Origin of the sequence: Streptomyces sp. NPDC058758, assembly GCF_042746075.1 — a bacterium.
Lineage (GTDB): Bacteria > Actinomycetota > Actinomycetes > Streptomycetales > Streptomycetaceae > Streptomyces.
Window position 1 is genome coordinate 38,278 of sequence record NZ_JBHYPS010000009.1, and the last position, 12,039, is coordinate 50,316.

Sequence of the window (12,039 nt, forward strand, 5' to 3'; positions counted from 1 at the left end):
CGGCCCAGGCCCCGCGCCCGGAGGCCGGTACGCCTCCGCGTCCCGCCGCCGCCCCGGCCCCGCGCCGGGAGCCTGGTACGGCCCAGGCGCCGGGCCCCGCCTCCGGCACGCCCCCGCGCCCGCAGCCCGGTACGGCCCGGGCCCCGGGCCCCGCGACCGGCGCGCCCTCGCGCCCGGAGACCGGTACGCCTCCGCGTCCCGCCGCCGCCCCGGCCCCGCGCCGGGAACCCGGCACGGCCCAGGCCCCGGGCCCCGCCGCCGGCACGCCCCCGCGCCCGCAGCCCGGTACGGCTCCGGCTCCCCGCTCCGCCGCCGGTACGCCTCCGGGGGCGCCGCGGCCGGCCGGCGCCCCGCCGCGGCCGGCGGCCGTGCCGCCCGCGCCGCGCCCCGCGGGCGATCGGGGCGGGGCGTCCCCGGCGCGCCCCGCGCAGCCGCCTGCGGTCGTTCCTGCCGCACGGCCGGCGGGCACGCCTTCCGGACGGCCCGCGGACGTTCCGCGTCGCCCGGTCGGTGCGGCACCGATGCCCCCTGCGGCGGCCGCCGGTCCGGGGCCGCTGCCGCCGGCCCGGCCGGTGCGGCAGCCGGTCGTCCCCGCCGCCGGGCCGTCCGGCGCCGCGCCGGTCGAGACGACCGCGCGGCTGCGGCCCGTACGGGTGCCGGCGTACGCGCCGCCGGAGACGCCCGTCGAGACGACCACCCGGCTGCGGCCGATACGGGAGCGGCGGCGGGGGAGGACCCTGGCCGTCGGCGCCTGCCTCGTGCTGGGGCTCGGACTGATCGGCGGGGCGCTCGCCGGCGTGTGGCTCGCCGCGTCCGGCGACGGGAAGCCCGCCGAACCGCCTGGCTACGCCGTCGCCAAGGAGCTCTGGCACAACGCGCCCGTCGACACCCTCTTCCCCCGCACCCTCACCGCCCCCCAGGCGGGCCCCGGCCCCTCCGCCCGCACCTGGACCCGCGTGGTCGTCGCCCCGGACGCCCCCTGCGCCCCCGCCTCCGTCGCCCCGAAGCTGCTCGCCGCCCTGCGCCCGCTCGGCTGCGAGCGCGTGCTGCGCGCCACGTACACCGACGCCACCGCCAGCAGCGTCCTCACCGTCGGCCTCGTCTTCACCCGCGCCGACGTCACCGCCCAGCGCGCCCTCGGCGGCCGCGGGCTCGCCACCCGCCTTGGCCAGGACGTCCCGCCCGCGCTCCCCGGTCCCGGCACCGTCGCCGCCGGGTTCGGCCCGGCGCAGCGGGCCGGCTGGTGGGCGGCCGCCCCCACCGACCTGCCCGTCGTCGTCACCGCCGTCTCCGGCTTCGCCGACGGCCGCGCCGTCGACCGGGCCGTCCCCGCCGACCAGGCCGTGAAGAGGGACCGCACCGACGCCGTCGCCCAGTCCGGCCTCGGCCACGAGGCCCTCGGCATCGCCGACCGCCTGGAGAAGCAGCTCCGCACCACCGCCCTGAACGCGGCGAAGGAAGAGGAACAGCGGTGACCCGCCCCCGTACCCGCGCACGCGCCGCCGCCGTCCTGCTCGCCGCCGCCTTCTCCGTCCTCCCGGCCGCCGCGCCCGCCCACGCCGACGCCATCCGCGACCGCCAGTGGGGCCTCGACGCCCTCCGTACGGAAGAGGCGTGGCGCACCACCAAGGGCGAGGGCGTCACCGTCGCCGTCCTCGACACCGGGGTCGACGCCGACCACCCCGACCTCGCCGGCTCCGTCCTGCCCGGCCACGACCTCATCGGCTTCGGCGCCGCCGAGGGCGACGAGACCTGGGCCCGCCACGGCACCGCGATGGCCGGGATCATCGCCGGGCACGGCCACGGCTGGGCCGACGACAGCGGAGTCCTCGGCATCGCCCCCGGCGCCCGCATCCTGCCCGTGCGGGTCATCCTCGAAGGCAAGGACAAGGCCCGCGAGAGGGCCCGCAAGACCCGGGGCACCGCCCTCGCCGAAGGCATCCGCTGGGCCGCCGACCATGGTGCCGACGTCATCAACCTCTCCCTCGGCGACGACTCGAAGTCCGCCCACCCCGACCCCGGAGAGGACGCCGCCGTCCAGTACGCCCTCGGCAAGGGCGTCTCCGTCGTCGCCTCCGCCGGCAACGGCGGCGAGAAGGGCGACCACATCTCCTACCCGGCCGCCTATCCCGGCGTCATCGCCGTCACCGCCGTCGACCGCTACGGCACCCGCGCCTCCTTCTCCACCCGCCGCTGGTACGCCACGGTCAGCGCCCCCGGCGTCGACATCGTCATCGCCGACCCCGACCGCAAGTACTACGAGGGCTGGGGCACCAGCGCCGCCGCCGCGTTCGTCTCCGGAGCCGTCGCCCTCGTCCGCTCCGCCCACCCCGACCTGACCCCCGCCCAGGTCAAGAAGCTCCTCGTCGACACCGCCCGCGACCGGCCGGAGGGCGGCCGCAGCGACGCCAAGGGCTACGGCACGGTCGACCCGGCCGCCGCCATCGAGGCCGGGGCGGCGCTGAAGGCCGGCGACCCGAAGGACGCCACCGCCGGATACCGCGGCCAGTACTTCGGCCCCGGCCCCCTCCCGGCCGCCGAGGAGAGCACCGCCCCCGGGCTCCTCGCCCCCCTCGCCGGCGGCCTCGGCGCCCTCCTCCTGCTGACGGCCGTCGTCCTCCACCGGGCCGGCCGCACCCGCTGAGGGCCCGCCGGCCGCCCCCGCTGAGGGCCCGCCGGCCGCCCCCGCCGGCGGCCCGGCGGCCGGAGCCCCGCACCCGGCCCGTTAGGCTCGGGGCGTGGAGCTCAAGAACATCCCGGACCCCGGTTTCTCCGACGACGACGGCACCGCCGACCCGGCGCTCGCCGCGGCCCTCGCGGCCTGGGCGGAGGACAGGACCGCGCACGGTCCCGTCCTGGAGGCCCTGCGCGGCGCCCGGCTCCTCGTCCCCGTCGTCGCCGTCCTCGGCGAGGTGGAGACCGACCCGGAGACGGGGCTGAAGCGGGAGAAGACCAGCGACATGGCGGTCCCGACGCTGACCGCCGGCGACCGGCGCGGCCTGCCCGCCTTCACCTCGACCGCCTCGCTCGCCCTGTGGGACCCGGCCGCCCGGCCGGTCGCCGTCCCCCTCCGGCAGGCGCTCGCCGCGCTCGTCCACGAGAAGGCCGACACCCTGGTCCTCGACATGGCGGGCCCCGTGCCCTACCAGGTGAGCGGCTCCGCGCTGCTGGCCCTCGCCGAGGGCCGCACCAGCACCGACCCGCTGGACGACCCGGCGGTACGGGACGCGGTCCGCGCCGCGGTCGCCGCAGAGCCCGCCGTCCTCCGCGCCCACCTGGGCCCCGGCACCGCCGACGGCACCCTCGCCCTGGTCCTCGCCGGGGACGCCGACCCGGCGGAGGCCGCCCGGCGCGTGGCCCGCGCCCTGGCCGCCGACGAAACGCTGAGGGCCCGCCTGGTGCGGGGCCTCGACCTGGCGCTCCTGCCGGCCGCGGCCACCCCTCCGGGCGAGCCCTTCTACGTGCGGAACTGACCGGCGCCGAGAGCCGGCCGGTCCCGGGTCTCAGCCGAACACCCGCCCGGTGTACTTCTCGCCCGGCCCCTGGCCCGGCTCGTCCGCGACGAGGGACGCCTCGCGGAAGGCGAGCTGGAGGGACTTCAGGCCGTCCCGCAGCGGGGCCGCGTGGAAGGAGGAGATCTCCGTGGTGCTCGCGTCGAGGAGGCCCGCGAGCGCGTGGATGAGCTTGCGCGCCTCGTCGAGGTCCTTGTGCTCGTCGCCCTCCTCGGTGAGGCCGAGCTTGACCGCGGCGGCGCTCATCAGGTTGACGGCCACCGTCACGATCACCTCGACCGCCGGGACCTCGGCGATGTCGCGGGTCATGGCGTCGAAGTCGGGGTTGTCGCCGGAGGCGTCGGGGGCGGTCGTGGACTCGTTCTGGGGGGTCTCGCTCATGCCCCACACGATAAGCGGGCGCACGGTTCGCGCCGACCGCCGGGTCCTGCTAACCTTGTGTAACGACCGGCCGGACACCTGTGTGCCCGGCCCACAAGTGGAGGCTCCGATCTCCCACCTGACCGCCCTCGCGGGCGGCGGGTCACCGGTCAGGTGGCGCCCATCGTTCCGTACGGACGATGGAGCCGCCCGATGTGCGCCCCGCGGTTGACCGCGACGGTGCTCCGGTTTCTTTGGAGCCCCGTTTGTGTCCCGTCCGGGGCATTTTTTGTGTGCTCGCTCGGTTGGTCACATCGATTTGGATTGACGTGTCCGTCCGCCAAGGCGGTCGCGTGGTGCTACCGAGGAGGATCCATCAGCGCCGAGCCCCGCATCAACGAGCGGATTCGCGTTCCCGAGGTGCGTCTTGTCGGCCCCAGCGGCGAGCAGGTGGGCATCGTCCCCCTTGCCAAGGCCCTGGAGCTCGCGCAGGAGTACGACCTCGATCTTGTCGAGGTCGCGGCGAACGCCCGTCCGCCCGTGTGCAAGCTCATGGACTACGGGAAGTTCAAGTACGAGTCGGCCATGAAGGCCCGTGAGGCGCGCAAGAACCAGGCGCACACGGTCATCAAGGAGATGAAGCTCCGGCCGAAGATCGACCCGCACGACTACGACACCAAGAAGGGCCACGTCGTCCGCTTCCTCAAGCAGGGCGACAAGGTCAAGATCACGATCATGTTCCGTGGTCGTGAGCAGTCCCGGCCCGAGCTTGGTTACCGCCTCCTGCAGCGCCTCGCCGAGGACGTCCAGGAGCTGGGCTTCATCGAGTCCAACCCGAAGCAGGACGGCCGGAACATGATCATGGTTCTGGGTCCGCACAAGAAGAAGACCGAGGCCATGGCCGAGGCGCGCGAGGCCCAGGCCGCGCGCAAGGCGGAGCGCCAGGGCAACGCGCCCGAGGCCGCCGCCGAGGCCGGTGCCGAGGAGGCTTCGGCCGACACGTCGGCCGAGAACGCCGAGGCGTGATCCGACGGGGCCGCCCCCGTGGCGGCCCCGGGGTTCCGCCCGGTACCACCAAACGAAGAATTGACGCTCCCGGTTCTCCGGTGCCCGCACCGGGGGAGCGCCACTGACGAGGAGATAACGGCGCTATGCCGAAGAACAAGACGCACTCCGGTGCCAAGAAGCGCTTCAAGGTCACCGGCTCCGGCAAGATCCTGCGCGAGCGCGCCGGCAAGCGCCACCTGCTCGAGCACAAGTCGTCCAAGCTGACGCGTCGCCTCACCGGCAACGCCGAGATGGCCCCGGGTGACGCCGCCAAGATCAAGAAGATGCTGGGCATCTGACCTTGATCTCCCGCCCTCGGCCGCCGAGGGCATCCGGCCAAGACCGGGACCCATCCGTTTTCCGGGTCGTGTGAACACACCACGGCCCCGCTACAAGGAGTAAGAAGTGGCACGCGTCAAGCGGGCAGTCAACGCCCACAAGAAGCGCCGGGCGATCCTCGAGCAGGCCTCCGGCTACCGCGGTCAGCGTTCGCGCCTGTACCGCAAGGCCAAGGAGCAGGTCACCCACTCGCTGGTCTACAACTACAACGACCGGAAGAAGCGCAAGGGCGACTTCCGTCAGCTGTGGATCCAGCGCATCAACGCCGCTGCCCGTCAGAACGGCATGACGTACAACCGCCTCATCCAGGGTCTGAAGGCCGCCAACATCGAGGTGGACCGCAAGATCCTCGCCGAGCTGGCCGTCAACGACATCAACGCGTTCGCCGCGCTGGTCGAGGTCGCGCAGAAGGCCCTCCCGGCCGACGTCAACGCCCCGAAGGCCGCCGCCTGATCTTCCAGGCCGCAGTGCTTCCGACCGGACCCGCAGGCCCCGCGCCTGCGGGTCCGGCGCGTTGACCGCCCCTCCGCCGCCGCCCGCGGACCCGCAGCCGTGAGCCCGCCGCACCGCCGCGCCCCCGACGAGACAGAGAGCCCCAGGCACATGTCCACCCCCGAGCTGATCTCCCCGCGTTCCCCGCGCGTCGTCGCCGCCCGGCGGCTCGCCAAGCGCAACTTCCGGGGCAAGGACCGCCTCTTCCTCGCCGAGGGCCCCCAGGCCGTCCGCGAGGCCGTCGCGCACCGGGGCCCCGACGGCGCCCCCACCCTCGTCGAGCTCTTCACCACCGTCGAGGCCGCCGAGCGGTACGCGCCCATCGTCGAGGCCGCCCGCGCCGCCGGCGCCCGCGTCCACCACGCCTCCGACGGCGTCCTCGCCGAGGTCTCCCAGACCGTCACCCCGCAGGGCCTCGTCGGCGTCTGCCGCTTCCTCGACTCGCCCTTCGAGGAGATCCTCGCCGCGAAGCCCAGGCTGGTCGCCGTCCTCGCGCACGTCCGCGACCCCGGGAACGCCGGCACCGTGCTGCGCTGCGCCGACGCCGCCGGAGCCGACGCGGTGATCCTCACCGACGCCTCCGTCGACCTCTACAACCCCAAGTCGGTCCGCGCCTCCGTCGGCTCCCTCTTCCACCTCCCCGTCGCCGTCGGCATCCCCGTCGAGCAGGCCGTCGCCGGCCTGCGGGGCGCGGGCGTCCGCATCCTCGCCGCCGACGGCGCCGGCCAGGACGACCTCGACGACGAGCTCGACGCCGGGACCATGGGCGGCCCCACCGCCTGGATCTTCGGCAACGAGGCCTGGGGACTCCCCGAGGAGACCCGCGCCCTCGCCGACGCCGTCGTCCGCGTCCCCATCCACGGCAAGGCCGAGAGCCTCAACCTCGCCACCGCCGCCGCGGTCTGCCTGTACGGCTCCGCCCGCGCCCAGCGCCCCCGCCGGACCCCCTGACGCGCCCCACCGCGGCCACCCACCCGCGCGATCCGGCCACTCGGTGTGCCCTTCCGGCTCCCACCGGTCACCCTCGCCCAGTAGAGTGACGCACTCGGGGGCCCACTGCGCTACACGGAGGGGTGGGAGACGGGAATGACGGCCGGCACGGACAGTCCCGCACGGACCGCGCGACGACACGGCGACGGGACGCGCGCGCCCGAGCCGTGGTCCGGGATCGACCCCGACGACCTGCCCGACGGGCTCGTCATCGCCGACGAGCGGGGCCGCGTCGTCTGCTTCAACGCCGCCGCCAGCCGCATCACCGCCGTCCCCGGGACCGAGGCCCTCGGCCGCCCGCTCGACCAGGCCCTGCCCCTGGAGGACCTCAAGGGGCACCGCTGGTGGAGCCTCACCGACCCGTACGGCGGCCTCGCCACCCGGCGCGGCCAGCCCGAGCGCAACCTGCTGCTGCCCGGCGGCCGCGAGGTCCTCGTCTCCGCCCGGTACGTGCGCGAGCACCCCACCGGCCCCGTCCGCAGGGTCGTCGTCTCGCTGCGCGGCACCGAGGCCCGCCGCCGCTCCGAACGCAGCCACGCCGAACTCATCGCCACCGTCGCCCACGAACTCCGCTCCCCGCTCACCTCCGTCAAGGGCTTCACCGCCACCCTCCTCAGCAAGTGGGAGCGGTTCACCGACGAGCAGAAGCGACTGATGCTGGAGACCGTCGACGCCGACGCCGGCCGCATCAAACGGCTCATCGCCGAACTCCTCGACATCTCCCGGATCGACTCCGGCCGCCTGGAGGTGCGCCGCCAGCCCGTCGACATCACCGCCGCCGTCGGCCGGCACATCCAGGTGCACACCACCGGCGGCCAGCCGCCCGACCGCTTCTTCGTCCGGACCCGGCCCGGACTGCCCGCGCTCTGGGCCGACCCCGACAAGATCGACCAGATCCTCGGCAACCTCCTGGAAAACGCGGTGCGCCACGGCGCCGGAACCGTCACCATCGAGGTGGCGCCCCGCACCGCGGGCGACGACGGCACCGGCGAGGAGGGGACGGAGGTCACCGTGAGCGACGAGGGCCCGGGCATCCCCGAGGAGTCCATGAACCGCGTCTTCACCCGCTTCTGGCGGGGCAGCAAGCGCGGCGGCACCGGACTCGGCCTCTACATCGTCAAGGGCCTCGTCGAGGCCCACGGCGGCACCATCACCGTCGGACGCGGCCCGCGCGGCGGCGCCGAATTCCGATTTATCCTGCCCGTCGGCGCCCCGGCCCATCTCGTCTGACGTCTCACCCACCGAGACCCGACGGGATCGAGAGCCACCGGGGCCCCCACGGGCTCATCAGCGTGTCCCCACCCCGTTAGACTCGACCTTTGGCACGTTTGCGCCCTTGTCGTCTGTCGTCGAACCGGGGTCGCCCCAGCCAAGCCCAACGGAAGCACGGGAAGAAATGTCGGCACCCAATAAGTCGTACGACCCGGTCGAGGTCGAAGCCTTGAAACCGGAAGAGATCGAGCGCATGCGGGACGAGGCGCTCGCCGCCTTCGCCGCCGCCGGCGACCTCGACGCGCTCGCGCACGCCAAGACCGCGCACACCGGCGGCACCTCGCCGCTCGCCCTCGCCAACCGCGAGATCGGCGCGCTGCCCCCGCAGGCCAAGGCCGCGGCCGGCAAGCTCGTCGGCCAGGCCCGCGGCGTCGTCTCCAAGGCGCTCGCCGCCCGCCAGGCCGAGCTGGAGGACGAGCGCGACGCGCGCGTCCTCGTCGAGGAGGCCGTCGACGTCACCCTGCCGTACGACCGCGTCCCGGCCGGCGCCCGCCACCCGCTGACCACGCTGATGGAGCGCGTCGCCGACGTCTTCGTCTCCATGGGCTACGAGGTCGCCGAGGGCCCCGAGGTCGAGGCCGAGTGGTTCAACTTCGACGCCCTGAACTTCGTGCCGGACCACCCGGCGCGGCAGATGCAGGACACCTTCTTCGTCCAGGGCCCGGAAGGCACCACGGGCGACGAGTCCGGCGTCGTCCTGCGCACCCACACCTCGCCGGTCCAGGCCCGCACCCTCATCGACCGGGAGCCCCCGGTCTACGTGGTGTGCCCCGGCCGCGTCTACCGCACCGACGAGCTCGATGCCACGCACACCCCGGTCTTCCACCAGATCGAGCTGCTCGCCGTCGACGAGGGCCTCACCATGGCCGACCTCAAGGGCACCCTCGACCACATGGTCCAGGCGCTCTTCGGCGCGGACATGAAGACCCGGCTCCGCCCGAACTTCTTCCCGTTCACCGAGCCGTCCGCCGAGATGGACATGCTCTGCTACGTCTGCCGCGGCGAGTCCGTCGGCAACCCGGACCGCCCCTGCCGCACCTGCGGCAGCGAGGGCTGGATCGAGCTCGGCGGCTGCGGCATGGTCAACCCGAAGGTGCTCGTCGCCTGCGGCGTGGACCCGGAGAAGTACAGCGGCTTCGCCTTCGGCTTCGGCATCGAGCGGATGCTGATGTTCCGGCACAACGTGGAAGACATGCGAGACATGGTCGAGGGTGACGTCCGGTTCACCCGGCCGTTCGGGATGGAGATCTGATGCGGGTCCCGCTTTCTTGGCTGCGGGAGTACGTCGACCTGCCGGCGACGGAGACCGGCCGCGACGTCCAGGCCAAGCTCATCACCGCCGGCCTCGAGGTCGAGACCGTCGAGCGGCTCGGCGCCGGCCTCACCGGCCCGCTGGTGGTCGGCAAGGTCCTCACCATCGAGGAGCTGACGGAGTTCAAGAAGCCCATCCGCTTCTGCACCGTCGACGTCGGCCGGGCCAACGGCACCGGCGAGCCCCAGGAGATCATCTGCGGCGCCCGGAACTTCGCCGTCGGCGACAAGGTCGTCGTGGCCCTGCCCGGCGCCGTCCTCCCCGGTGACTTCCGGATCGCCGAGCGCAAGACCTACGGCAAGGTCTCGCGCGGCATGATCTGCTCCAGCGAGGAGCTGGGCATGGGCGAGGACCCGAACCACGGGATCATCATCCTGCCGCCGGAGCACGAGGTCGGCATCGACGCCATCGCCCTCCTGGAGCTGTACGACGAGGTCCTCGACATCGCCGTCACCCCGGACCGCGGCTACTGCCTCTCGATGCGCGGAGTGGCCCGCGAGGCCGCCATCGCGTACGGGCTGCCGCTGCGCGACCCGGCGCTCCTCGACGTGCCCGCGCCGAACTCGTACGGCTACCCCGTCCAGGTCGCCGACCCGGTCGGCTGCGACCGCTTCACGGCCCGCACGGTCGTCGGCCTCGCCCCCGAGGCCCGGTCGCCGATCTGGCTCCAGCGCCGCCTCCAGAAGGCGGGCATGCGCCCGATCTCGCTCGCCGTCGACATCACCAACTACGTGATGCTGGAGCTGGGTCAGCCGCTGCACGCCTACGACCGCACCCGGATCGACGGCCCCATCGGCGTCCGCCGCGCCGAGGCCGGCGAGAAGATCACCACCCTCGACGGCACGGTCCGCGTCCTCGACCCCGCCGACCTGGTCATCACCGACAACCGCGGCCCCATCGGCATCGCGGGCGTCATGGGCGGCGCCGACACCGAGATCGCCGACCCGGTCACCGACGCCGAGACCGGCGCCGTCACCGGCTCCAGCGAGGTCGTCATCGAGGCCGCGCACTTCGACGCGATCTCGATCGCCCGCACGGCCCGCCGCCACAAGCTGTCCTCCGAGGCGTCCAAGCGCTTCGAGCGCGGCGTCGACCCGCAGGCCGCGGCGGCCGCCGCGCAGCGCTGCGTCGACCTGCTCGTGCTGCTCGCGGGCGGCACCGCCGAGGCCGGCGTCACCGAGATCGCCGCCCCGTCCGCGCCCCGCACGATCACCATGCCGGCGAACCACCCCGACAAGGTCGCGGGCGTGGCGTACGGCCGCGAGACCGTCGTCCGCCGCCTCCAGGAGGTCGGCTGCGACGTCTACGGCCAGGACGAGCTCGTCGTCACCGTGCCCTCGTGGCGCCCCGACCTGAACGAGCCCAACGACCTCGCCGAGGAGGTCATCCGGCTGGAGGGCTACGAGAACCTGCCCTCGACGCTGCCGAAGCCCCCGGCCGGCCGCGGCCTCACCGAGCGCCAGCGCGTTCACCGCCGGGTCGGCCGCGCGCTGGCCGGCGCCGGCTACGTCGAGGCGCTGAACTACCCCTTCATGGGGCAGCAGGTCCTCGACCAGCTCGGCCTCGACGCGGACGACGCCCGCCGGGAGGTCGTCACCCTCGTCAACCCGCTCTCCGACGAGGAGCCCGCGCTCCGCACCACGCTGCTCCCCGGCCTGCTCGCCGCGCTGCGCCGCAACGACAGCCGCGGCAGCCACGACCTGGCCCTCTTCGAGACCGGCCTGGTCTTCCGCCCGGAGGGCGAGCCGAAGGTCGCGGTCCGCCTCCCGGTGGACCGCCGTCCCACCGACGAGGAGATCGCCGGCGTCAACGCCGCGCTGCCCGCGCAGCCGCGCCGCGCCGCCGTCGTCCTCGCCGGCGCCCGCGAGCAGTCCGGCTGGTGGGGCAAGGGCCGCCCGGCCGACTGGGCCGACGCGATCGAGGCCGCCCGCACCATCGCCGCCGAGGCCGGTGCGGAGCTGCTGATCGAGGCCGACCAGCACGCCCCGTGGCACCCGGGCCGCTGCGCCGCGTTCCACGTCGTGGTCGACGGGGTCAAGACCCTCGCCGGCCACGGCGGCGAGCTCCACCCGCGCGTCGTCAAGGCGCTGGGCCTGCCGGCCCGCTCCTGCGCGATGGAGCTGGACCTGGACGTCCTGGAGAAGGCGAGCGAGGGACCGGTCAAGGCCCCGCGCATCTCCGCCTTCCCGGTCGCCACCCAGGACGTCGCCCTGGTCGTCGACCAGGCCGTCCCGTCCGCCGAGGTCGAGCGGTACCTGGCCGAGGGCGCGGGCGAACTCCTGGAGTCCATCCGCCTGTTCGACGTCTACACCGGCGACCAGGTCGGCGAGGGCAAGAAGTCCCTGGCGTACGCGCTGAAGTTCCGCGCCGAGGACCGCACCCTCACCGTGGACGAGGCCACCGCCGCCCGCGACGCCGCGGTCGCCCTGGCCACCGAGCACACGGGCGCCGCCCTCCGCGGCGCCTGACGCCACGGCAGCACCCCCAGAGGGCCGCCCCGGGACACCACTCCCGCGGCGGCCCTCCGCCGTTCCCGTCCTGGCGCAGGTGACGTTGTTCGGCCTCACCCGCTCGTTTCTGTTTCGGGTGGCGTCCTATCACCCGGCGCCTGCGCCACGGGAGTACGGGCCGTGCGGACGGAGCGGCCCGCGGGAACGTGATTCCGTCCCGACCCGGATATGACAGCATCGACGGTCCCCACGTGGGTGACGTGGG

General features: G+C 74.6%; 11 protein-coding genes. 10 read left to right on the top strand and 1 reads right to left on the bottom strand.

The annotated features are described in order from the left end of the window. The first annotated feature begins 521 nt into the window (after nt 1-521). The 3 genes from ACFW6A_RS14060 (at nt 522) to ACFW6A_RS14070 (ending at nt 3,473) form a co-directional block, all read left to right on the top strand. Nucleotides 522-1,475, top strand: coding sequence for a hypothetical protein (locus ACFW6A_RS14060; protein ID WP_386640703.1), 954 nt, complete (start codon nt 522-524; stop codon nt 1,473-1,475). Next, the gene (gene mycP / locus ACFW6A_RS14065) at nt 1,472-2,644 is read left to right on the top strand and encodes a type VII secretion-associated serine protease mycosin (RefSeq protein ID WP_386483011.1); all 1,173 of its coding nucleotides are present in this window, start codon (nt 1,472-1,474) and stop codon (nt 2,642-2,644) included. Before ACFW6A_RS14060 ends, mycP begins: the two co-directional genes overlap by 4 nt. A 94-nt stretch (nt 2,645-2,738) precedes the next feature. Continuing rightward, the gene (locus ACFW6A_RS14070) at nt 2,739-3,473 is read left to right on the top strand and encodes an SseB family protein (RefSeq protein WP_351856649.1); all 735 of its coding nucleotides are present in this window, start codon (nt 2,739-2,741) and stop codon (nt 3,471-3,473) included. Nucleotides 3,474-3,503: 30 nt separating this feature from the next. Here ACFW6A_RS14070 and ACFW6A_RS14075 read toward each other — a convergent pair whose 3' ends face one another. Continuing rightward, nucleotides 3,504-3,893: a DUF1844 domain-containing protein gene (locus tag ACFW6A_RS14075; protein ID WP_351856647.1), complete on the bottom strand. Its 390-nt coding sequence runs from the start codon at nt 3,891-3,893 to the stop codon at nt 3,504-3,506. Nucleotides 3,894-4,196: 303 nt separating this feature from the next. Here ACFW6A_RS14075 and infC point away from each other — a divergent pair, with 303 nt between their 5' ends. The 7 genes from infC to pheT all read left to right on the top strand — a co-directional run bounded on the left by infC (nt 4,197) and on the right by pheT (nt 11,792). After that, nucleotides 4,197-4,898, top strand: coding sequence for a translation initiation factor IF-3 (gene infC, locus ACFW6A_RS14080; protein WP_351856645.1), 702 nt, complete (start codon nt 4,197-4,199; stop codon nt 4,896-4,898). A gap of 125 nt (nt 4,899-5,023) precedes the next feature. Continuing rightward, the gene (gene rpmI / locus ACFW6A_RS14085) at nt 5,024-5,218 is read left to right on the top strand and encodes a 50S ribosomal protein L35 (RefSeq protein ID WP_015032399.1); all 195 of its coding nucleotides are present in this window, start codon (nt 5,024-5,026) and stop codon (nt 5,216-5,218) included. 106 nt (nt 5,219-5,324) lie between these two features. Continuing rightward, nucleotides 5,325-5,711 carry a 50S ribosomal protein L20 gene (gene rplT, locus ACFW6A_RS14090; RefSeq protein WP_030493496.1) on the top strand — a complete coding sequence of 129 codons (387 nt, stop codon included), beginning with the start codon at nt 5,325-5,327 and terminating at the stop codon, nt 5,709-5,711. Between the two features lie 150 nt (nt 5,712-5,861). Further along, a complete protein-coding gene (locus ACFW6A_RS14095; protein ID WP_351856643.1) occupies nt 5,862-6,701 on the top strand; it encodes an RNA methyltransferase in 840 nt (279 codons plus the stop codon). Nucleotides 6,702-6,836: 135 nt separating this feature from the next. Then, nucleotides 6,837-7,970 (top strand): ATP-binding protein, encoded by a 1,134-nt coding sequence (locus ACFW6A_RS14100; RefSeq protein ID WP_351856641.1) that lies wholly within the window; start codon nt 6,837-6,839, stop codon nt 7,968-7,970. Between the two features lie 166 nt (nt 7,971-8,136). Beyond that, nucleotides 8,137-9,264: a phenylalanine--tRNA ligase subunit alpha gene (gene pheS / locus ACFW6A_RS14105; protein ID WP_351856639.1), complete on the top strand. Its 1,128-nt coding sequence runs from the start codon at nt 8,137-8,139 to the stop codon at nt 9,262-9,264. Beyond that, the gene (gene pheT, locus ACFW6A_RS14110) at nt 9,264-11,792 is read left to right on the top strand and encodes a phenylalanine--tRNA ligase subunit beta (protein ID WP_351856637.1); all 2,529 of its coding nucleotides are present in this window, start codon (nt 9,264-9,266) and stop codon (nt 11,790-11,792) included. Before pheS ends, pheT begins: the two co-directional genes overlap by 1 nt. Nucleotides 11,793-12,039: the final 247 nt, after the last annotated feature.